Source organism: Cecembia calidifontis, from assembly GCF_004216715.1.
Taxonomy (GTDB): Bacteria; Bacteroidota; Bacteroidia; order Cytophagales; family Cyclobacteriaceae; genus Cecembia_A; species Cecembia_A calidifontis.
The window spans coordinates 4,559,230-4,580,395 of the sequence record NZ_SGXG01000001.1 but is presented as its reverse complement, the minus strand read 5'-3'; the positions used below and the strand labels follow the sequence as shown (position 1 = coordinate 4,580,395).

18 protein-coding genes are annotated in these 21,166 nt (G+C 40.3%); 12 read left to right on the top strand and 6 right to left on the bottom strand.

Annotation, left to right across the window (positions count from 1 at the left end; all coding sequences use genetic code 11):
- Window positions 1-50: 50 nt before the first annotated feature.
- Together BC751_RS19780 and BC751_RS19775 are read right to left on the bottom strand one after the other, a co-directional pair.
- A complete protein-coding gene (locus BC751_RS19780) occupies window positions 51-476 on the bottom strand; it encodes a thiol-disulfide oxidoreductase DCC family protein (protein ID WP_130277122.1) in 426 nt (141 codons plus the stop codon).
- Window positions 473-3,262, bottom strand: a complete 2,790-nt coding sequence (locus BC751_RS19775; RefSeq protein WP_130277121.1) for a T9SS type B sorting domain-containing protein — start codon at window positions 3,260-3,262, stop codon at window positions 473-475. The genes BC751_RS19780 and BC751_RS19775 overlap by 4 nt, the downstream gene beginning before the upstream one ends.
- Window positions 3,263-3,520: 258 nt before the next feature.
- Between BC751_RS19775 and BC751_RS19770 the strand changes: the two genes are divergently transcribed.
- The 4 genes from BC751_RS19770 (at window position 3,521) to BC751_RS19755 (ending at window position 8,465) form a co-directional block, all read left to right on the top strand.
- A complete protein-coding gene (locus BC751_RS19770; RefSeq protein ID WP_130277120.1) occupies window positions 3,521-4,201 on the top strand; it encodes a succinate dehydrogenase cytochrome b subunit in 681 nt (226 codons plus the stop codon).
- Window positions 4,202-4,213: 12 nt separating this feature from the next.
- Window positions 4,214-6,148, top strand: coding sequence for a fumarate reductase/succinate dehydrogenase flavoprotein subunit (locus BC751_RS19765; protein WP_130277119.1), 1,935 nt, complete (start codon window positions 4,214-4,216; stop codon window positions 6,146-6,148).
- Window positions 6,149-6,175: 27 nt separating this feature from the next.
- On the top strand, window positions 6,176-6,925 hold the full coding sequence (locus BC751_RS19760) for a succinate dehydrogenase/fumarate reductase iron-sulfur subunit (RefSeq protein ID WP_130277118.1): 750 nt from the start codon (window positions 6,176-6,178) through the stop codon (window positions 6,923-6,925).
- Between the two features lie 313 nt (window positions 6,926-7,238).
- Window positions 7,239-8,465, top strand: coding sequence for an IS4 family transposase (locus BC751_RS19755; RefSeq protein WP_130273774.1), 1,227 nt, complete (start codon window positions 7,239-7,241; stop codon window positions 8,463-8,465).
- A 416-nt stretch (window positions 8,466-8,881) separates the two neighbouring features.
- Here the strand turns inward: BC751_RS19755 and BC751_RS19750 are convergent, their stop codons facing one another.
- A complete protein-coding gene (locus BC751_RS19750) occupies window positions 8,882-10,189 on the bottom strand; it encodes an IS1380 family transposase (protein ID WP_130273823.1) in 1,308 nt (435 codons plus the stop codon).
- A gap of 484 nt (window positions 10,190-10,673) precedes the next feature.
- Here BC751_RS19750 and BC751_RS19745 point away from each other — a divergent pair, with 484 nt between their 5' ends.
- The 5 genes from BC751_RS19745 to BC751_RS19725 all read left to right on the top strand — a co-directional run bounded on the left by BC751_RS19745 (window position 10,674) and on the right by BC751_RS19725 (window position 15,943).
- Window positions 10,674-11,735 carry a BF3164 family lipoprotein gene (locus BC751_RS19745; protein ID WP_130277117.1) on the top strand — a complete coding sequence of 354 codons (1,062 nt, stop codon included), beginning with the start codon at window positions 10,674-10,676 and terminating at the stop codon, window positions 11,733-11,735.
- A 136-nt stretch (window positions 11,736-11,871) separates the two neighbouring features.
- Window positions 11,872-13,314, top strand: a complete 1,443-nt coding sequence (locus BC751_RS19740) for a sodium:solute symporter family protein (RefSeq protein WP_130277116.1) — start codon at window positions 11,872-11,874, stop codon at window positions 13,312-13,314.
- Window positions 13,307-13,750 (top strand): GNAT family N-acetyltransferase, encoded by a 444-nt coding sequence (locus BC751_RS19735; protein ID WP_130277115.1) that lies wholly within the window; start codon window positions 13,307-13,309, stop codon window positions 13,748-13,750. The genes BC751_RS19740 and BC751_RS19735 overlap by 8 nt, the downstream gene beginning before the upstream one ends.
- A gap of 421 nt (window positions 13,751-14,171) precedes the next feature.
- Window positions 14,172-15,242 (top strand): alanine racemase, encoded by a 1,071-nt coding sequence (locus BC751_RS19730; RefSeq protein WP_130277114.1) that lies wholly within the window; start codon window positions 14,172-14,174, stop codon window positions 15,240-15,242.
- Between the two features lie 104 nt (window positions 15,243-15,346).
- Window positions 15,347-15,943 (top strand): porin family protein, encoded by a 597-nt coding sequence (locus BC751_RS19725; protein ID WP_130277113.1) that lies wholly within the window; start codon window positions 15,347-15,349, stop codon window positions 15,941-15,943.
- A 21-nt stretch (window positions 15,944-15,964) separates the two neighbouring features.
- On the opposite strand, the gene BC751_RS19720 is transcribed toward BC751_RS19725, so the two are convergent.
- Complete coding sequence (locus BC751_RS19720; protein WP_130277112.1) at window positions 15,965-17,092, bottom strand: SO2930 family diheme c-type cytochrome; 1,128 nt, start codon at window positions 17,090-17,092, stop codon at window positions 15,965-15,967.
- A gap of 4 nt (window positions 17,093-17,096) precedes the next feature.
- The gene (locus BC751_RS19715) at window positions 17,097-18,398 is read right to left on the bottom strand and encodes a parallel beta-helix domain-containing protein (RefSeq protein ID WP_130277111.1); all 1,302 of its coding nucleotides are present in this window, start codon (window positions 18,396-18,398) and stop codon (window positions 17,097-17,099) included.
- Between the two features lie 226 nt (window positions 18,399-18,624).
- On the opposite strand from BC751_RS19715, the gene BC751_RS19710 reads away from it, so the two are divergent.
- Complete coding sequence (locus BC751_RS19710) at window positions 18,625-19,170, top strand: porin family protein (RefSeq protein ID WP_130277110.1); 546 nt, start codon at window positions 18,625-18,627, stop codon at window positions 19,168-19,170.
- Here BC751_RS19710 and ruvC read toward each other — a convergent pair.
- Window positions 19,167-19,742: a crossover junction endodeoxyribonuclease RuvC gene (ruvC, locus tag BC751_RS19705; RefSeq protein WP_130277109.1), complete on the bottom strand. Its 576-nt coding sequence runs from the start codon at window positions 19,740-19,742 to the stop codon at window positions 19,167-19,169. The genes BC751_RS19710 and ruvC overlap by 4 nt on opposite strands.
- A 21-nt stretch (window positions 19,743-19,763) precedes the next feature.
- Here ruvC and BC751_RS19700 point away from each other — a divergent pair, with 21 nt between their 5' ends.
- Together BC751_RS19700 and BC751_RS19695 are read left to right on the top strand one after the other, a co-directional pair.
- Window positions 19,764-20,876 carry a glycosyltransferase gene (locus BC751_RS19700; protein WP_130277108.1) on the top strand — a complete coding sequence of 371 codons (1,113 nt, stop codon included), beginning with the start codon at window positions 19,764-19,766 and terminating at the stop codon, window positions 20,874-20,876.
- A 33-nt stretch (window positions 20,877-20,909) separates the two neighbouring features.
- Window positions 20,910-21,164 carry a hypothetical protein gene (locus tag BC751_RS19695; protein ID WP_130277107.1) on the top strand — a complete coding sequence of 85 codons (255 nt, stop codon included), beginning with the start codon at window positions 20,910-20,912 and terminating at the stop codon, window positions 21,162-21,164.
- Window positions 21,165-21,166 lie beyond the last annotated feature (2 nt).

The window sequence follows — 21,166 nt, the reverse complement described above, 5'->3', positions numbered from 1 at the left end:
AAATAAAATCCGGATTCTTCAAGGGCCTATACATGACCGAAGGAGCAAGATTAAATAAAATCCTTATCTGTTAGAAATTTATCCAACTCTTTTTTGGTTGGGATTCTGCAAGTATCTTTTTTACCGAACCATTTGTATCGGTTCTTGGCAATCCAATCATAAATGGGGTCCCTTAAAAAAGCTGGAATGATGATAAAACCATAGAGCAAAGGCCATAATCCACTTAGCTTTTTCGAAATTTCTAAGGCTGCCCTACTTCGGTAATAAACTTTATCCTGTCGGATCAGAATAAGGGAATCCAGGTAATCTTGTTTAATTTGAAAGGAGTCAAATAAACTTTTAACTGCTTTGTCCTGAAGTGCAGCGAATTTAAATGCGTTGTTCTTGTCCCTTTTGATAATAAAATCGACGGCGTTATTGCATAAATTGCATACGCCGTCGAAAAGAACTATGTCAAATTTATCATGAATCCTCATCGGATGATTTGAACAGTGCCTTTTAGTTTCTTTTCCTGAAGGGCCGGATCAAATGCATCAAATTTAACTGTGGCGGTGTAGAAATAGGTGCCGGCTGGAAGTTCATTGCCATTTTTATCCCTACCGTTCCATCTAATGTAAATATCGTTTTCATTAGAAGTTAAGCTGTTGTACTGGAATACTTCAACTCCCCATCGGTTGACTATGAAAATTTCAACTCCAAGCACAAATCTTGGGCACCTGGCAAAAGGATTGTCAAATGCCATAAAGGTGTCATTGATTCCATCGCCGTTTGGTGTAAATGCATTGGGAAGATCGTAATTCGGACAATTATCCACGCAGACGATATTGCTCGGTTCACTTTCATTACCGGAGCGGTCTACCGCGGTGATGTAATAGCAGCCCCTGTAATTTGGCAAATTGGTTATTCTTGCCTGAAGCTCAAAAGAAGAGTAAGTACCTACAAGGTTGAACTGTGCCTCTGGGCCGTTTGCAGAGAAGTAAAGCCTGTATGCACTCAGTTCATCGTCGCAAGTCCCTGAGAAGTTCGGTGCCCAGCTTAATTCATGAACAAAATTACTGAACCCACAAACCTTATCGTCCAAATATTCTGCACAATCCGGTCCTTCAAATGTCAGTACAGGAGGACAGGGAAGTCTGTCATCATCGGGTCTTGCGCAAATGATCTGTGATTTATTTTCCAAAGGAAGTTCAATCATATCTACATTATAAACGCCTTTGGTTACCACATAGTAGCAATATTCTATGTCCTTTTTTAAGCTGATTCCGTTATGGCTTCCATCATCAAAATATGTAAAGCCATTTGTGGTAGGGTCTACTTCAGCAATCAAAACGAAATTATCAGCATCCTGTGCATCCGGATCAGTCCTGTTTCTATACACTTCGTGTTTAAATTGCGATACTGAATTGTTCCAAGGCACATTGAAAGTCCAGTTCAATTCGATGGCCTCATTGATGATGGTAGGGGATAAGCGTACAGAAGAAGCAGCGCTAGAACTGTCTATCAGGGTATTATTTTCCCTGAGGATTACCTTGTAATTGTAAACCAAATTTTCGGTGTTCAGTCCAGTATCAGTAAAGGTGGTATCGGAAGTGGTGATGACAGACACCCTATTCTGATTTCCTGTTAACCCTGTATTTCTAAAGAGCTCATACGTGAATGGACCTGGGAACTGGGTACGGTCTATATCATAAGGTGGAGTCCATCGAATAAAGATTTCCCCATTGTTCTGGTCAGTGGCTTCCACACTCACATTGGTAATCAGGGGTACATCTACATCCACTGTGATACAGATTTCTTCAGAAACAATACTTTCTCCCAATCTTGGGGGAGGGTAAGCAGCCACTAATCGATAGCAATAGGTATTACCAGGGGCAAGACCTTCACCATTATTGTTATCTAAAAACTCAAAAATATTCATATTGGTGGTACCAATTAATTCATAACCTGCCCTTATTCCTGTTTCACAAGAATCCGGTTCATAGGGGTTTGAATTCAGTCTTCTCCAGATTTGCATGGTTTCGGCAGTACTTCCACAAGCATAGGGTTCCCATGACAATTTTGCTGCTCTGCCTTGTTGTTGTTCTATGTCATCAAAAACGGGGGGCGGTCCCACCACTTTGATGTTCCAGGTTCGGATATCCACCAAAGAAGGTCCCGAGCGGGGCTGGTCGGCAATTCTGATCCTAACTTGGTATTCTCTTTCCCTAACATGACTACATATAGTCTGCCAATTAAAATTTATAATTCCAGGACTGGGCTGGAAAACAGAAACAGGAGAATAGGTAGCGGGGGAAGAGGTAATTTCAATAGGTTCTCCGAAAACTTCTATCCTAATAGGGTCCCCATCAGGGTCTGAGCCTTGAATGATTTCCTCAATTCTTGTTCCGGCTACGACACAAAGATCAGGTGGGAGAATCAGTTCAGGTCTTCGGTTATTGGTGTTTTCGATGATGATCTGCATGTCCCTGACCACATAGCCAATCATTTGATATTGGCCTCCTATTTTTCTCCACTCTTGAATCTGAAATGCAATGTTATATTGTCCTGCGAGGCCGGGTGCATCCCAAATCAGGTCTCCAGTGACCGGGTCCATAGAGATGAATGGGTTAGGGCTACCATCTTCCCTGTTGAAACTGAACTCGCCAGAAGCCGGACTTCTGTAATTATTCACAAACCGTTGAAACCCCTGTTTGGGTCTAACAGTCAATTCATCGAAAAAGTAAGCTAAACTGTCCCCGTCCGGATCAAAAGCCCCCGGGTTATGTATATACCGGACATTAACACCCCCATTGTCAACTGGTGGAATAGTCAAAATAGGAGAATTATTTATCCCAATAAATGGGTCGATGGTGATCATTGTCTCCACATAAAAAGGGGTGTCAACCGAGTTATTCATATTCAAGGTGGCTGCATTTCTATTGAATTCCCTGAAACGGATAACATATTGCCCCGGACCTTGATAAGTATGGGTGATCACAAAAGTGTTTTTTTCAACCTGATTGCCCAATGCTTCCACCAATACAAAATCACTTTCTGTATTAAGACGGACCTCTCTTCCATCTCCAAAATCAATGTCACCTGGGCCAAATATTACATTGGAGCGTGTGTCCGTATATCCCACAACTGTAATCCGATAGGTCAAAGTTTGTGTGGAAACCCTTTCTGCGGTAATCTCACCTGCCCGAATATGGGTGGCCAAAGATGGAATTGCCGAAAGATATCCAATACAAAAAGCTAAGAATATGTATAATCTGAGTTTCATGAATAACCAGCTTTATTAAGGTCTATATACGAATGTAAACAAATCAGGATTAAATTATGGTATTTATTCAAACAATAAAAATAAACACTTGGTTAGAAAGATTGTAAAGAAAAGAAGAATTAACTAAAAAAACACTATTTAGAACGTTTTAAAATAAGTTCAATCGATTGTTTTGGAATTGTTTACTAAACTTTCCAAATGTAAATTTGGCCGCGAAGTAAAAAACCATAAACCAATCGAAAATTTAAGCAAAACTATATGAGTTGGGTAACAAAAACCTTAAGTAGCACCTTGGGCAGAAAACTTCTGATGGCCCTTACAGGATTGTTCCTGATTTTGTTCCTTATCGGGCATGTTTCGGGAAACACTCTTTTATTCAAAAATGATGGAGGAGAGGCATTTAATATTTATGCCAAGTTCATGACCACCAATCCAGCCGTCAAATTATTGTCCTATCTCACCTATATCTCGGTGATTGTCCATGTGGTTTACTCTATCATTCTCACCAGAGTGAACAAATCAGCCAGGCCAATACCTTATGCAAGCAGTCAGGCGTCTACCAATTCTCCTTGGACTTCCAGGAATATGGGCGTTTTAGGCACAATCATTCTGATTTTTCTTGTAGTGCATTTGCAGGGATTTTGGTATAAAATGCATTGGGGAGATTTGCCTATGGTAGAATACAATGGTGAGCAGTATAAAGATTTGTATAGCATTGTAACATTCGCCTTTCAGCAGGAATGGTTGGTGGCCCTGTATGTGATTTCCATGATCTTCCTTGGATTTCATTTGTCTCATGGTTTTTCCAGTGCATTCCAGACTTTAGGACTGAATCACGTCAAATATACACCTGCTATAAAAAAAGTAGGTTTGGCATTCAGCATTATTGTACCAGCACTTTTTGCAAGTATGCCTTTGTATATCTATTTCATGAATTAAACAAGATCAAGTATGATTCTAGATTCAAAAATTCCAGATGGACCCTTATCAGAAAAGTGGTCAAAACATAAATTCAATGTCAAGCTGGTCAACCCTGCCAATAAGCGTAAATATGATGTGATTGTTGTGGGTACCGGTCTTGCAGGTGCATCCGCTGCCGCCTCTCTGGCAGAGCTTGGATATAATGTGAAGGCTTTTTGCTTCCAGGATAGCCCAAGAAGGGCACACTCTATTGCTGCGCAAGGTGGGATCAATGCTGCAAAAAATTACCAAAATGACGGTGATTCTGTATTCCGTCTATTTTACGATACGATCAAAGGCGGTGATTACAGAGCAAGGGAAGCCAATGTTTACCGTTTGGCAGAAGTTTCTGTAAATATTATCGACCAATGTGTGGCACAGGGTGTGCCTTTTGCCAGAGAATATGGAGGATTGTTGGCCAACCGTTCTTTTGGTGGTGCACAGGTGTCCAGAACTTTTTATGCGAGGGGCCAAACTGGCCAGCAATTGCTTTTGGGCGCGTACTCTGCTTTGAGCCGTCAGGTGGCTAATGGAAAAGTGAAACTTTACCCAAGAACCGAAATGATGGATCTGGTGCTTGTGGATGGAAAGGCCAGGGGAATCGTGACAAGAAACCTTATTACAGGAGCTATCGAGTCTCACAGTGCGCATGCAGTTTTGTTGTGTACCGGAGGTTATGGTAACGTATTTTTCCTTTCTACCAATGCCATGGGTTCCAATGTGACAGCAGCTTGGAGAGCCCATAAGAAAGGTGCTCTGATGGCTAATCCTTGCTTTACTCAGATTCACCCGACATGTATCCCGGTATCCGGAGATCATCAGTCCAAATTGACTTTGATGTCTGAATCCTTGAGAAACGACGGTAGGGTATGGGTTCCTGCTACTGCTGAAATGGCTGAAAAATTGAGAAAAGGCCAAATACAGGCCAACGATATCAAAGAGGAAGACAGGGATTATTTCTTGGAAAGAAAATATCCATCTTTTGGAAACCTAGTGCCCCGCGATGTGGCTTCTAGAAATGCCAAATATGTATGTGACGAAGGCAGAGGAGTGAATGAAACAGGTGAAGCGGTATTTTTGGACTTCCGCGATGCTATCATAAGAGACGGTGAAGATGTCATCCGGGCCAAATATGGTAACCTGTTTGATATGTACCAGCAAATCACAGGTGAAAATCCATACAAGGTGCCTATGAAAATTTATCCAGCCGTTCACTACACCATGGGCGGACTCTGGGTAGATTATAACCTTATGACTACGGTACCGGGCTTATATGCCTTGGGAGAGGCGAACTTCTCTGACCATGGGGCTAATAGACTTGGCGCATCTGCATTAATGCAGGGTCTTGCTGATGGATATTTTGTAATTCCTTACACCATCGGAGATTACCTGGCACAAACCCCTAATGCCAAAATTCCAACAGACCATCCTGAGTTCCAAAGAGCCGAAAAAGAAGTCAAAGAAAGGATTCAGAAACTTTTGAGTATTAAGGGTGACAAGACCGTAGATTATTTCCACAAGAGTTTAGGAAAAATCATGTGGAATTATTGCGGAATGGCAAGAACCGCAGAAGGTTTGACCAAAGCGAAAGCAATGATAAAGGAACTTAGGTCAGAATTTTGGTCCAATGTGAAGGTTTTGGGTGAAAATGAAGAGCTCAACCAGTCTTTGGAAAAGGCACACCGTGTGGCTGACTTCCTTGAATTGGGAGAATTGATGGTTGATGATGCGTTGAACAGAAATGAGTCTTGTGGCGGGCACTTTAGAGAAGAATACCAGACTCCTGAGGGTGAGGCTTTGAGGGATGATGAAAATTTCGCCTATGTAGCTGCCTGGCAGTATATGGGAGAGGGGCAAGAGGAAGTTTTGCACAAGGAACCTCTGGTTTTTGAGAACGTGAAGTTGACCCAAAGAAGTTACAAGTAATTTAACAGCATTAAACTCGCAAGAGCTATGAACTTAACTTTAAAAATCTGGAGACAGAAAAATAACGCCGACAAGGGCGGCTTTAAGGAATATAAACTATCCGGTGTTTCCAAAGACATGTCTTTCCTTGAGATGCTGGATGTATTGAACGAAGAATTGGCAGAGAAAGGAGAGGATCCTGTTCACTTTGATCATGATTGTCGTGAGGGTATCTGTGGCATGTGTTCTTTGTACATCAACGGCAAGCCCCATGGTCCATTGCAGACCACTACCTGTCAGTTGCACATGAGGTCATTCAATGATGGAGAGACCATTACAATTGAACCTTGGAGGGCAAAAGCCTTCCCTGTAGTTAAGGATTTGGTGGTCGACCGCTCTGCATTCGACCGTATCATCCAAGCTGGGGGGTATATATCAGTAAATACCGGAGGTGTACCTGATGCCAATGAAATTCCGATTCCAAAGAAAGTAGCAGATGAAGCATTCGATGCGGCTACCTGCATCGGTTGTGGTGCCTGTGTTGCGGCATGTAAAAACGCTTCTGCTATGCTCTTCACTTCTGCGAAAATTTCCCAATTGGCATTATTGCCTCAGGGACAGGTAGAACGTAAGGAAAGGGTTGAGAAGATGATTGCCCAGATGGATGCTGAAGGTTTTGGTGCTTGTACCAATACTGGTGCTTGTGCTGCTGAATGTCCAAAAGGTATAAGCTTGACCAATATTGCCCGTATGAACAGAGAATACTTTACTGCTGTGGTAAGCAGTGACAATATTTAATAGAAATAAATTTTAATCAAGATAAGGAGGCTGTCTCATAAATAGGGACAGCCTCTTTTTTATTCGGGAAGGTATCGGAATCAAATTTCATATATCCAAATCTCAGGGCTTTCATTTGACTTATGATACAGCCTCTTTTTTAGCTATTTTGCTTTGCAAGATGATTTTTTTTTTAAAATTTTATTACTGTCGTCCGAGAACTGAGGCAATATAAAAAATAAAATCCTAGAATAGTACAAAAATCAAAGATGGGCAGCCCTTTTGGAGCTTACCCATCTTTTTCATATTGTTGTTTCGACCAAGAACCAACAACGTGACACAATTTAAGCATAAATTTTTGTCTGGGCATCCTATTATCGCTCAACTCCTCTCTCTTATTCCCAAAGAGCTATTGAATCAGGTCGTTGAGGAAGAAAACTCGGATAGGTACTACAAGAAACTCAAAACAAGTGATCACTTCATCTGCATGTTTTATGCGGTGTTGACCAGAAACAGCAGTCTTAGAGAGGTCTGCAAAAACATCGGCCTGATCATAACCAAGCTTATTCCTTTTGGAATGAAGCAGCTACCTGCCAGGAGTACCCTTTCTGATGCAAACCGTAAACGCAGTTATCGTGTTTTTGAACAACTATACAAAGGGCTGTATTCATACTATAGGGCATCTTTGGTAGGAAATTGGCTCGATATCGGTGGAGAGGTCGACCTCAGCCGTGTTGAGGTTTTTGATTCCTCAACGGTCACGCTGTTCAAGGAAATCCTCAGAGGGGCCGGACGCAATCCCCTGAACGGAAAGAAAAAAGGTGGTGCCAAGATATTTGCCAAAATGAATCTGGCAGAAGGCGTTCCCAACTTCATATGTATCCGTTCTGCGGCCACAAATGAAAATATGTTTTTAAAAGTGATGGATCTGCCTGAGCACGGGATAGCTGTTTTCGACAAAGGATATAACCGCTATTCCTGCTTTGAAAAGTGGGACAGTTCAAACAGATATTTTGTGACCAGAAAAAAAGACAATGCAAGATATGAAGTGGTCAGTGAGTTTGACTGTACGCATGCCTTGGACATCATCAAGGACCAGATTATCTCACTGAGCTACAGGGAGAAGGGAGTTTCTCGGACAGTTGAAGCCAGACTGGTGGTTTATGCTGACCCTGAAAGCGGTGAAACGCTGGAGTTTATCACCAATCTTAAGGGATTGGATGCCCTAACCATAGCTCTTCTCTATAAGAACAGGTGGGTTATCGAAGTGCTTTTCAAGCAGATCAAGCAGAATTTTGAACTCAGATATTTTTTGTCGGACAGCGAGAACGGGATCAAAATCCAGATTTGGGTGGCATTGATACTCAACCTCCTGTTTACAGTTCTACATAAGCGGATAAAAGAGGCTGAAGACTTCTCGACCATGGTCATGGTAGCCGCAAAAAATCTTTGCTCCTACGTCAGTCTTGAAAAGTTCCTACTTTTTCCTGAAGCTTACTTTAAAAGTATATTTCAAAAAGACATCCAAAATGTACAAACCCAATTATTCCTTTCCGGATAGGGGGTGCTTTTTGACTTTCAACAAAAAACACCTCTAAAACTTCATTAGAGGACTTTATTTTAAATTTCTTATTTTAGTCGGACGACAGTAAAATTTTATAGTGCTAGCGGAAATGATCAATTGTTTTATGGTACTTCTTAAGAAGTTAATTGCATACATTATGTTAAAAACAATTTCAAACTACCTAAAATCCGCAGGATTTTAGTTTGGAGATTTGAATCTGCTTGTTTGTGTTCATTTTTGGTCTAGTTCGGGAATTTCTTCCCTTTGATTGAAGAGTGTTCATAGTTTTGAGACAATGGATTTTAGGTTTGAGGATAAAATGGACGGTTTTTTTCCTCAATTTTAATGGAAAAGGCATACCTCTTCCCTGTAAATCTTTATTTTTTGAGCTCCTGAGGGGTTTTTATCTGAATTTAGTTCAAAATCGGCTTGTAATCCTTACTCGTGAACAGTTTGAGCACTTCTCTTCTTCCCGTTCTTATCCACTTGGCTGAAACAGTGATAAATCTGAAGATAAACTTCTTGAGCCTGTCGGTAGGCTTAAGCCAATCAACTTTTCTGGAATACTCTCCAATGATATAGGTGTAAAAATTGGCATACATAGCCGTCATAAGCATAAAGGAGGTATTCTCTGCAAGGAACGAACAGGGCAACTTAGACCAGCCAAAGTCATTGTTGAGTACATCAAACAAGCGTTCGCTTGCACCCCGGGCGTTATAAAACCTTACAACAGCTTCATTGGACGATGTATGTTCATTGGTCAGAATAGCCCTGTAAGTAAATGCATCTCCACTAAACACATCTGCCTGCCCGTCTTTACGCCTGATTCTGGTAATGACCAGCCTGTAAGACCTGTCTTTACCGAAAGGTTTGTAGTCGGATAGGTCAGTAACTTCCATTTCCTGTACACCCAAACGTATTTTCTGCCACTTCTCAGGGGCTATACTTCCAAGGATATTATCCAGTTTGGCACATCTGTTTGCCCGTATATAAAAGCTTTCGGTATGTGCTTCCAGTGTGCGGAGAACTTCTTCCTGATAGGATGCTGAATCGGCTCTGAACCTTCCGATACGGATATTTTCATTGGTAAGCTGCCCAAACATGCGTGTAAGTGTATCAGCCTGCAAATATTTGGCCTGACTGTTGCCATTTCTGCCCTCTACGTACACAGGAATGGCCTGTGAAAATTCAGGATGTGCTATGGAAGCTACACCTGGCTGATATCCATAGACGTGTTTATATGTCTTTTTTGAATCGTACTTTTCAGTTGGAATGACGGTGTTGTCATAATCGAGGTCGTAAGCAACACCTGACTTGAGTAATCCGGTCTTACAAGCTGATTTTAACAACAAGCTGTTGAGTTTTCCATTGATATTAAATTCATGGCTTACTCCACTGGACGGATTTATAAAGAGTTCTGTATCAACAGCAAGCTCTTTGATACCTCTCAGAATTGTATCGGCACTGCATACTGAAAATGAAGGGACCTGTTCAAGTGCGTCTCTCAAGTGAACATTGATATCTTCAGTACAGTCGCCACCATTAAAGAAAATAGCCATATGATTGGCGAAAATGTCACTGTATGAAAACCCTCCCCTTAAGGCTCTAACCCCCAATTGATTATCAATGAGTTCTGGGAGACCAGAATTTTTGAAAGAGTTAAAAACAAAATTAAAACCTCCGAAAGGTGTGATTTTTTCTGTCGAATTCGTAATTTTCATACCGCTTATCTAGTTTGAGTGGTATCATCTAAATAAGTGAAAAAAAACGAGCCGGAAAAGCCTGAATTGAATAAATTCAGCCACTTTTTCGGCTTTTTTTAAATCCGCCCTGCGGATTTAAGGAACTAATTTAAAAAATGGTCAAAAAGATTTTATTGTCATTCTTTGTGTCAGGAATATTCTTTTTAGAGAATACAAAGGCTGGTTGTCCAGTTACTAATTGTAATACTGATTGCGGTAATGGCAGACTGTGTTCAATTACCCAATATGAAAACGGGGTACAATGTTCCTGGACTTTGTGTTATGGTAAGGGGCCTTCTAATGAGTTTTAGGTTCTTTCAACAAAGGCTATCTCTAAAGGGATAGCTTTTTTAGTGAAAATTTTAATCAAATTTCTTTAATCCAATTTATAGAACTTTCATTGAATTTAGATTTAGTCTAACCTTTCACATTTTAATTTAAAAGGGAAATAAAGTTTTTAAAAATGAAAAAAACACTCATATATCTGATTTTAGTGTTCTTGATTGGGTGTGATAGTAGTTTGAAATACAAGGACATTGATTATACGTTTACACTAAATGCTATTCCGGAAATAAAGCCACTTAAGGCAATGAGGATGGATTTAGGATTATTGCTCTCCCCCGTACAGATTTTTTTTTATGATTCGCTATTATTTGTTTCAGCTGCAAATCAACCCTTTAATGTCAAAGTTTTTGATACTAATAAGGACAATGAACTTATAGGTGAAATTTTTGAAAACGGAATGGGGCCTTCAGAAACACTCTCGGTTTTTAATTTGATATTTTTAGATGATGGGACAGTTTGGGTCCATGATGTTGTTTCAACCTTAATGAAAAGATTTCTTTTCGATATCAAAGGTGATGCTATTTTAGTTGAGGAAATTGAAAGTTTGGCATTTATGAATCCTATTTTATCTTCAGTTTATTTGAGGAATGACCAATTTTATACCACTACCCAAGCGATTGTCCCGCTTTCCAGGTTTTTGGTTTATTCCCGGGAAGGTGATGAAATTTCTGGAGTTGGAAATTATCCGGACTATGGCATAGAAATGCCACCTATGGTGGCAGTGGATGTTTTTTCTGGCCAATTAATTTCCAATCCTCAAAAGGATAAAATGGTATTGGCTTATGAATATACAGATTTGATCGAGTTGTATGATGAGAAAGCTAACCTTCTAAAAAGAATTCACGGTCCACATCAATTTGTGCCTGATTTTGATATCGGTGATCGCTCTGGAACACCATATATGAAGCGGGTGTTTAATAAAACTCAGCATGCTTACAAATCTTTGGCCGCAAGTGAGGAACTGATTTTTTTATTGTACGCTAATGGTAAAACAGTAAAACCTGGAGAAGGGGAAGCCTCCATTCATCATAATAAAGTTTTAGCCATTGATTGGGAAGGTAATCCCTTGGCATTTTATGAGTTAGATCATGCTGTAACTTCTATAGCCGTGGATTGGGAAAAAAGAATAATCTATGGATTGGACAGGATTGAATCAGAAGTTTATGCATTTCATTTTTAAGTTAAGCCGAATTTGTTTTCAGCCAATATCTCGGTTTTTAATAAATGTTTTATTTCTTTTGGACTAATTTTATTTTTTGTACCTTATAAAAATCACATTAATTTGAAATTTTATTTGATTTAAAGGAAGGGGATTCATGCATTACATAGACCTCGGCATCTTTGTCGGGTACATGGTGCTGATGTTGGGCGTAGGGTATTACTTCATGCGCCAAAATAAAAATCAGGACGATTACTACGTAGGTGGAAGGAAAATTGGTAGCTGGCATATTGGATTGTCTGTAGTTGCTACCGATGTTGGAGGTGGTTTTTCGGTAGGACTTGGTGGACTGGGCTTTGTGATGGGGCTTTCGGGTAGTTGGATGCTGTTTACCGGGCTTTTGGGGGCATGGTTAGCCGCAGTAGTATTAATTCCACGGGTAAAGAATTATCCCGCCTTTGCAAACTTTTATACTTTCCCTCAGATTTTTGACCATTTGTTCAATAAGAAAGCAGCCTTGGTGGCAGCTGCAATTTCATTAATTGGTTATTTGGGTTTTACCTCTTCACAATTATTGGCGGGTGCCAAATTGGCTTCAGGGACTTTTGTTGATTTGAACTTGAATGAAGCTTTGGTGCTGATGGGGGTTATTGCGGTGGTGTATACCGTTTTGGGAGGGCTCAAGGCGGTCATTTATACAGATACTGTGCAGTGGATCATCTTGATGCTGGGTTTTATTTTGATCGGTATTCCGGTGGCTTATTTCCATGTGGGTGGTTGGGAGAGCATCCAGGCAACTTTGCCTGATTCCTATTTTTCGCTATCCAACTTAGAGTGGCAGGATCTGGCCAATTGGGGGATCACGATCATTCCAATTTGGTTCATCGGAATGACCTTATATCAAAGGATATTTGCCAGCCGGGATGAGAAGTCGGCAAAGAAAGCCTGGTTTATCGCTGGTTTTTTTGAGTGGCCCATTATGGCTTTTATGGGAGTAACCCTAGGTTTACTTTCCAAAGTAGCCTTTGAACAGGGGCTTTTGATCATAGATTTGGAGGTAATGGATCCTGAAATGGGTTTGCCTATTTTACTTCGCACCATTCTTCCTCCGGGAATCCTTGGACTGATGATGGCTGCTTATTTTTCTGCGGTTTTATCTACTGCGGATTCTTGTCTGATGGCAGCCTCCGGTAACCTCAGTACTGATATGTTGGGGAAATGGTTGAATGCCAAAAACGAAAAGTCTCAAATCAGATTCAGTCAGTTTTTTACTTTGGTTTTGGGGGTGTTTGCCCTGCTCTTGTCCTTGCAGATGACCAATGTATTGGATTTGATGTTGTACAGTTACGCCTTTATGGTTTCAGGTTTATTTGTCCCCATTCTTTTTGGTTTATTTACAAAACACCGGAATCCACAAGCTGCGATAGTTTCCATGATTAGCGGCGGGGTCATGACAGTAGGGCTTGGAATGACAGATTGGGAGCTTCTTTGGGGCTTAGATCCAAATTTTTTCGGGATAATTACCTCTTTAGCAATGTATTTGCTTGTAAGTGTGGTGTATAGAAATAAAAATCAAAATAAAATTAAAGAATATGCTTAAGATAGAAACTTTAAATGCAAAAGATCAGGCTACTTATTTGCAGAAAAAGGAGATAGCAGATTTCCTTTTTGTGCATTTGGAAAAATATGGGGATCCCCATCAGCACATCATGAAATGTCTGGATTATGCCCTGGATCAGGCTGTGGATAAGGGAGGATTTACTGTATTGGCAAGGGAAGATGGTGAAATTGTAGGTGCTGTGGTGATGAATAAAACAGGTATGTCGGGATATATACCGGAGAATATACTCGTCTATATAGCTGTGGATGCCTCCCAGAGAGGCAAGGGCTTAGGGAAAAAGCTGATGCAGATGGCCATAGATCTGGCAAATGGGGACATTGCATTGCATGTGGAGCCAGATAACCCCGCCAGAAAATTGTACGAAGCTCTTGGTTTTACCAATAAGTACCTTGAAATGAGACTTACCAAAGGATGAAGGAGGACCGAGCGTGAAGAAAAGCTTATATTGATAGCTTTTTAGCGAGGGACCAGGTTGGAGGGTAGGAAAAAAAGGAGGAAGGATGAAGCGAGAAATAAGAGTAGAACCAAGAGCCAAGAATCAAGAAACAAGAGACCAAGCTCGTGGAATACACGGATAACGCAGAAAAATTTGCGTTGAAAAGTTTGTGCTCAAAGAGAGAAATTAAGAATCGACCAGTTAACTCCATCAATTGCCCCGGGTTTTAACCCGGGAAAACATGAGAATTTCCTGATTCATATTCGTGGGTTTTAACCCACTAGTATAGACGTCAGAAAACACACCGAATCACAGGAATAAATCTTTGAAAACTGTATGGATTGGGATTTATCCATCTAAATAGGAGTATAAGCATTAGAGACAAAACTAAAAACTAAAAATGGCATATCTGACTTTACATAGACAAAAACTAAAAGAGAACTTTGAATTCTTGCGGGGAATGTTCGAACAGCATGGAGTTTCCTGGGGAGTAGTGTCCAAATTACTCTGTGGTAACCGGAAGTTTATGGCTGAATTGATCAATTTGGGTATCCATGAGATCCATGACTCAAGGATAAGCAACTTGGCCAAGATCAAAGAGATTGATCCTAAAGTACAAACGGTTTATATCAAACCTGTTTCCAAAAGGAATATCCCTAAAATGGTAAAATATGCGGATGTCAGTCTCAACAGTGAACTGACCACCATCCAATGGATTTCGGAAGAAGCCCATAAACAAGGAAAAATCCATAAAATCATTATTATGGTCGAGACGGGAGACCTTAGGGAAGGGGTGATGGGAGACCATTTGGTGGATTTTCATGCTCAAGTTTTTGACCTGCCCAATATTGAAATCATTGGTCTTGGGACTAATTTGAATTGTTTGAACGGAGTGATGCCATCTACTGATAAATTGATTCAATTAAGTTTATATAAGCAAATCATCGAGCTTAAATTCAATAAAAAGATACCATGGGTTTCTGCTGGTACCTCGGTCACCATTCCCTTGATGCTTCATCAGCAATTGCCTAAAGGAGTAAATCATTTTAGGGTTGGGGAAACCTTGTATTTTGGGGTTGATCTTTTTGAGGAAAAAATCATTGAAGGTATGCATGGAGATGTTTTTGAATTATTTGCAGAAATCATTGAAATGCAGGAAAAGCCTATGTTACCAATCGGTATGCTTGCAGCCAATCCTCAGGGTGAAATGACCGTGATAGATGAGTCTTTATATGGAAGGACTTCTTATAGGGCAATTTTGGATATAGGATTACTGGATGTCGACCCAAAGTACCTGATTCCTGAAGATGGGGAATTTGAAATTTTAGGTGCAAGTTCCGATATGCTGATATTGAATCTGGGTGAAAATCCAAAAAATTACCAGGTTGGAGATACGGTAAAATTTGAAATGAAATATATGGGAGCCCTAGGTATCCTTAACTCAAGCTATGTGGATAAGGTGGTAATTTAAACTAAATACTGGTGAAATTTTTATAAAAATAGTTGAATAACACCTGGTAATTCCTTCTTGGCATGGAATTGGTTTTAACCAGCCCGAACCAATTATTATTTCTTATGAAAAAGTTAAGTTTGATTGTGTTGACAATGATCATTTCAGTTTCTATTTCCCATGCTCAGAGTAGTCAGAGAGATAGGGGCGGTTTTGGTGTCAGGGGTGGTGTCAATTTTTCTACATTTGGGGGAGGCGATATTGCTGAGGATGATTATTCTCAAAGAACCGGTTTTCATGCGGGGTTGTACAATTCCTTTTATTTTGGCAGTGTGATCGCATTGGAGCCGGGTGTTTATTATTCTGTGAAAGGAACCCGGAATAATGATTTTGTCAATTCTCGGGCTGTCTTGAACTATGTGGACATCCCTGTTTTGCTCAGGCTACACCTTACAGAAGGATTAAATGTTTTTGGAGGGCCTCAAGCTTCTTTTTTGACTTCCTCAACATTTGAGGGGGATCTTTTTGGGTCCACGATCAGCTTTGATACCGATAATGTAAGGGAAAGGGACTTTGGCATGGTTCTGGGAATAGGCTATAACTTACCCAAAGGCCTAAATGTCCAAGGCACCTACAATTATGGACTAAGCCCTGTTTTCAAAAACAGCAATGTAGATGTGTTTAACAGAGGTTTTCAGATATCGTTAGGATATACCTTCTAAAAGTTTGAGAATTCCACCATATTAAGGCTTCATGGCATTGATCCAATCTTTGATCAATGCCAGGCCTTCTTGGTGGGTTGTGACCCTGCCGATTTCCGGCATGGCAGCTCCCACCTTATTGGTTTCCATCCTATAAGTCAAAATAGACTCGTTGGCTTTTCCGGGGACAATATCAAATTTAAAACTGCCGGCCCCAAATCCGGCTGCCACCGGTGTTTTGTAAATTCCTAATCTGAGGGGATCTGTTTCTTCATAGTTCAGGAAAAGCCCGGAGGTACTTGCGGGTCCTTCCTGCCGATGGCAATGCCCACAGTTGATATCAAGATAAGCTTTAGCTCTCAGCTCCAGGTCAATTTTTTCATCTTGGTAATTGGCCATTACGGGATAAAGGGACAATTCTTTAAGTTCCTTGAGATAACCATATTCTTGCCATTTGACAAGTTGATTTTTTTTCCCATCCCCAAATTCAATAGCATGATTTAAATGCTTGGTTTTTACTCCGATTGGAGTCATTGTTTCATGGGAATTGTGGCAGCTTTTGCATTGGTTTTTGTTGGGAACCAAGTAGTTGATCACTTGTTGATCTCCATTTTTGTCTTTCCAATGGACTGTTTTTTCTGCACCGGCTACTTTGTAGATTGCATCGCTTTGGTCGTCTTTCCAGATATATGGATAGGCTTCCCAAGCCCCGTTTTGTTTGACCATTAGCCGGGTTTCTACAATTCTTTTAACATTTTCAGGTTCTGAGAAATCAATTGGATAATAAAAATTCTTAATCAAAATGGTATTGTCTGGAAATTCAATTGTTCCCTCCGTATCATTATTGATGAATGCGGAGCTACCTTTCGGCATCCAGATAAATCTTGATTTGAAAGCATAATCCGTAAAAAGAGAGGAGGCCGGTTCATAAGGTAATACCCCTTCATTTGGCTCTAAATTTCTAAGGATGCCTTGGAAAAGGCCATAATCCGATAATTTTTCAAAAGGTATTGCATCTAAGCTTATTTCTTGGATTTTTTTGGGGGGTAATTCGATATCTCTGATTTGAGACGCATCCCAAAGAACTTCCTGTATGGGTTCTTTTGAGGAACAGCCCAATAGGGTCACAATACAGACAGAAAAGAATAAAAAAGCTGATTTATTCCACATGGTTTTAGCGGCTGGTAAGGTGTTTTACATCTGTGATAACTTCGGTTTTACAGACAAATGGGCTGTAATCTTTGCTGGCTTTGATGTTTTCTTCTCCTTCCCATAGGTCAAAAAGTGTGAAGTGAAGGCTTTTGATTGCGTCTTCCTGCAAACAAATATTCATAGGGTTGGATTGAATAGTTGAACCTAGGGATTTATCAAAAAAACCATCATAAATAATATCCTGTGTTTTGCCCTTTCCATGGGCATTGTAAACGGAAATCAATTGTCCAAACTCTTTACTGAGATCGGGAAATCTCCAGGTTCTTTTGTAGTCATTGCTGTGGATATAGACATTAGAGGTAAACGGAGACCAGTCAGGGGCATCCATAGGGAAGCCAGTGATATGATAGTTGGCTATGGCTATACCCACTGTTTTGTTCTTATGGATCCGGTTATTGTAAATTTCCACATCTTTGGCCGCCAAAAGAATAATTCCGGATCCTGGAGGGATCATTGTGACGGTATTGCCATTGGGATCTTCCCCCAGTGGGGTGGCAAAATTGATGTGGTTATTGGAAAAAACGCTGTTGTCATAAATTTTTGTCCCTCTTCCGTCTGATTTCGGCAGTCCGGGTAGGTTAAATACCAAGATACCTCCTGCGTTGTCTCTTGCGGTGTTTCCAAAAACTTCAGCATTATCACAGTTTTCTATTTCAATTCCTGCCACATTTCCGAAGGCCAGTGAATTTTTCACTATGATGTTTTCGGACTGACCTACATAAATTCCCGCATCTTTGGAATGGGAAGCTATGCATTCATCAATTACTACATTTTTGCATTGTACCGGATAGATGGCATATGTGCCATTTTTAGATTTGTCACCATTGGTCCAGGTAACATTGATCCTTCTGAAGGTCACACCATCTGAATGTTGGCTTTTTACCCCGTCTCCAGGAGCATCTTCAATACTCAAATCCTGGATTAGGATATCATTACCCACCAATTTGACCCCTTCCCCTCCGGTTTTTAGCTCCCTAAAGGACAGTACTGTTTTGTCCATACCCTGACCTTTGATCTGGATATTGTTTTTGTTGTCCAGGATCAGTTGGGTTTTAAAACTGTAAAAACCTTCTGGAATTTCTATGATATCTCCATCTTTGGCCAGAATTATTGCTTCAACAACCTTTTCAATTTCATCGGAAGATGCCCTTCTAAGTTTGCTTGAGTCAAAGCTCATTTCGGTAGTTGAATTGGAACAGGAAAAACCAAGCCAACTAACAGTGATCATAAAAACAAAAAAGGACAGAGAATTTAGTTTTTTCATAGCACAGGTTTATCAATTCAAAGGAATTAGTTAAAAATATGCGATTTCTCTTTGGATTCCAATAGGCTGGTTCTCTTTGTTGTTGACGAAAAACTGCAAAAGAAAATCGACTCTTCTTATCCAAGTTAAGCAATCATTCTTTTACTTTGGCCTTTCTTTTGAGAAAAGTGGAGTTCAACATCTTTTCTGAATGTCAGCGAACTTAAACCTTAAAAAATACCGACCTATGAAAAAAATCATTTTCATTTCTTTAATGCTTATCATAACAGCATCCTCTGAGGTTTTTGCACAATTTGGTGTAAGGGCCGGGGCCAATATCTCCAATTTTCAGGGTTTTGATTTTCAATCCAGAATTGGGATGCACCTTGGCGCTTATTACGGATATGAATTTAACTCAGATTTCAGCATTGAACCGGGTATTTTCTATTCCCAAAAAGGATTTAAATCAAACAGCCTGGAGATCAAAGAAAATGTAAATTATCTAGATATTCCGGTTCTGGTAAAGTATCATTTTGAGGATGTTTTTAATGTTTTTGCAGGGCCTCAAGGATCATTGACCTTATCCAGAAACTACAAAGAAGGAGACTTTAATTCCAAAAACACTGGTGTCCTCAGGGGTTATGATTTAGCTGCAGTAATCGGTGCCGGAGTAAAATTGCCTTATGATCTGAATGTTCAGCTGTCTTATGATTTAGGTTTGCTAAGTCTCAATTATTTTGATCAGAACGTGAAGAACAGGGTATTTAAAATCTCTGTGGGTAAATCATTCTAACCTTTGATCCTGTTCGGGTTTTCCTCCAAAAAAGCTTTCCAGCCTGCAGACCTTCCCCTAGTCTGCAGGCGCCCATCATGAAAATGATGGCAGAGGGCTACTGCCAAAGCATCGGTGGCATCCAATAATTTAGGGATTTCCTTGATATGTAACAGCGTCTTTAGCATTTCTGCCACCTGTTCTTTGGAGGAGTTTCCATTTCCGGTGACGGATTGCTTCACTTTTTTGGGTGAATATTCGGCGATAGGAATTTCCCTTGCTAAGGCCGCTGCCATCGCCACACCTTGTGCCCTGCCAAGTTTCAACATGGATTGGACGTTTTCTCCATAAAAAGGGGCCTCTAAAGCAACCGCATCCGGGTGATATTCGTCAATCAATCCGGTAATGCGCTCAAAAATTTTCTTCAGTTTCAGTTCATGGCCACTGTATTTTTTAAGGTGTATCACCCCAAATTGGATAAGGCTATATTTATTCCCTTCAACCAAAATCAATCCATAGCCCATGATATTGGTACCCGGGTCTATTCCTAAAATAATTTTTTCCTTTGTCGCTTTTTTTCCTTCTTTACTCATCACCGCAAGATAATCGAAATCATGGTAACTGTTTACCTGTTGTTTCCAATACTTTATGCAGGCCTTCTCAAATGGCTGAAACATGGCTGGTTGCAATCAAATACCCCAGATTCTACCAAGGTTAGTGAAAAGTCGGTAACTGTCCTTTTGCCCTTTAGAAATGAATCACAGAATCTGGAAGCTGTTTTTCAGTCCATCCTTCGCTTGAACCACAGGCCGCTTCAAGTGATATTTGTTGATGACCACAGTACGGATGAAGGAAGGGAATTATTGGCACGTTATACGAGGAAAAACCAAGATTTGGATCTACAATTTTTGATTTTGGTTTCACAGGGTATAGGGAAAAAGGCAGCGATAGAAACCGGGATAAATCATGCTTCCGGTGAGCTTATTTTGACCACTGATGCAGATTGTCTTTTACCAGAAGATTGGGTGGAGGTTTTTTTACAATCCTTTGCCTCTGAATCGGTTCAATTAGTGGCCGGTCCTGTGATAAGTAGGGAGAAAGAAAACTTTTTACAACAATTTCAACAAATCGAATGGGCAAGTATCCTGGCTGTGACGCGATTGGGTTTTCAGTTGAAAAGCCCAATAATGTGCAGTGCTGCCAATTTGGCTTATCGGAAAAACGCTTTTTTTTCCGTCAATGGCTATGAGGATAACCGGCATCATCTATCCGGCGATGATGAATTTTTGTTGAAAAAGATAGTTCAAAAATTCGGGGAAGATTCCTGTATTTACCATAAAAATAACATTGTGTTGACCAAGGCTGAAAAAAGCTGGAACAGGCTGCTCAGCCAAAGGTCAAGATGGGCTTCAAAATGGAATCTTCACAAGGGTGATATTCCCCATGTTGGATTTACAATGGTTCCCTTCCTGGTCCAATTAATTTTTATTTCAAGTTGGGGATTGCTTCTTCAAGGATGGTTGGGATTGGTATTGTTTTTGTATATCTGGGGAATGAAAATTGCATTTGAAATGGGTACTTTGGGAGCCATTTTAAATCATTTCGGATTGAAACAATCCTTTTCAGCTTATCTTGGTTCCAGCTTTTTGCACCCATTTTATGTGATTGCAGTAGGTGTAAAGGCATTATTTGGAAAATTTGAGTGGAAGGGAAGAAAATCCTCTTAATTCAGTTAATTTTAGGGCTGTAATAAGATGGACATGACCGACGAAGAGTTTGATCTTTTGGATGAATTGTATTTTGTGCAACATTTTGATTACCTCAAAGAGACTATGGGTTGGGAAGATGAACAACTCCTATCCGTCTTGGATTCGCTGTACAAGAAAGCATTTATAAAGTGTCTAAAAGGTCCAGATGATGAAATATTTGATTTAGACAGCATTAAGGACGAAGGTAAAGGGATGTTTTTTTTAGCTACCAAAAAAGGGCTAATGGCCCATAACGGCCGATTGTAACC

What these genes read in the sequence shown, in the direction of transcription:
- BC751_RS19725 (WP_130277113.1), top strand. Translation starts at nt 15,347, where the DNA reads ATGAAAAAGTTAAGTTTGATTGTGTTGACAATGATCATTTCAGTTTCT.
- BC751_RS19750 (WP_130273823.1), bottom strand. Translation starts at nt 10,189, where the DNA reads ATGAAAATTACGAATTCGACAGAAAAAATCACACCTTTCGGAGGTTTT.
- BC751_RS19730 (WP_130277114.1), top strand. Translation starts at nt 14,172, where the DNA reads ATGGCATATCTGACTTTACATAGACAAAAACTAAAAGAGAACTTTGAA.
- BC751_RS19775 (WP_130277121.1), bottom strand. Translation starts at nt 3,262, where the DNA reads ATGAAACTCAGATTATACATATTCTTAGCTTTTTGTATTGGATATCTT.
- ruvC (WP_130277109.1), bottom strand. Translation starts at nt 19,742, where the DNA reads ATGAGTAAAGAAGGAAAAAAAGCGACAAAGGAAAAAATTATTTTAGGA.
- BC751_RS19770 (WP_130277120.1), top strand. Translation starts at nt 3,521, where the DNA reads ATGAGTTGGGTAACAAAAACCTTAAGTAGCACCTTGGGCAGAAAACTT.
- BC751_RS19720 (WP_130277112.1), bottom strand. Translation starts at nt 17,092, where the DNA reads ATGTGGAATAAATCAGCTTTTTTATTCTTTTCTGTCTGTATTGTGACC.
- BC751_RS19735 (WP_130277115.1), top strand. Translation starts at nt 13,307, where the DNA reads ATGCTTAAGATAGAAACTTTAAATGCAAAAGATCAGGCTACTTATTTG.
- BC751_RS19695 (WP_130277107.1), top strand. Translation starts at nt 20,910, where the DNA reads ATGACCGACGAAGAGTTTGATCTTTTGGATGAATTGTATTTTGTGCAA.
- BC751_RS19780 (WP_130277122.1), bottom strand. Translation starts at nt 476, where the DNA reads ATGAGGATTCATGATAAATTTGACATAGTTCTTTTCGACGGCGTATGC.
- BC751_RS19740 (WP_130277116.1), top strand. Translation starts at nt 11,872, where the DNA reads ATGCATTACATAGACCTCGGCATCTTTGTCGGGTACATGGTGCTGATG.
- BC751_RS19710 (WP_130277110.1), top strand. Translation starts at nt 18,625, where the DNA reads ATGAAAAAAATCATTTTCATTTCTTTAATGCTTATCATAACAGCATCC.
- BC751_RS19715 (WP_130277111.1), bottom strand. Translation starts at nt 18,398, where the DNA reads ATGAAAAAACTAAATTCTCTGTCCTTTTTTGTTTTTATGATCACTGTT.
- BC751_RS19700 (WP_130277108.1), top strand. Translation starts at nt 19,764, where the DNA reads ATGGTAACTGTTTACCTGTTGTTTCCAATACTTTATGCAGGCCTTCTC.
- BC751_RS19760 (WP_130277118.1), top strand. Translation starts at nt 6,176, where the DNA reads ATGAACTTAACTTTAAAAATCTGGAGACAGAAAAATAACGCCGACAAG.
- BC751_RS19765 (WP_130277119.1), top strand. Translation starts at nt 4,214, where the DNA reads ATGATTCTAGATTCAAAAATTCCAGATGGACCCTTATCAGAAAAGTGG.
- BC751_RS19745 (WP_130277117.1), top strand. Translation starts at nt 10,674, where the DNA reads ATGAAAAAAACACTCATATATCTGATTTTAGTGTTCTTGATTGGGTGT.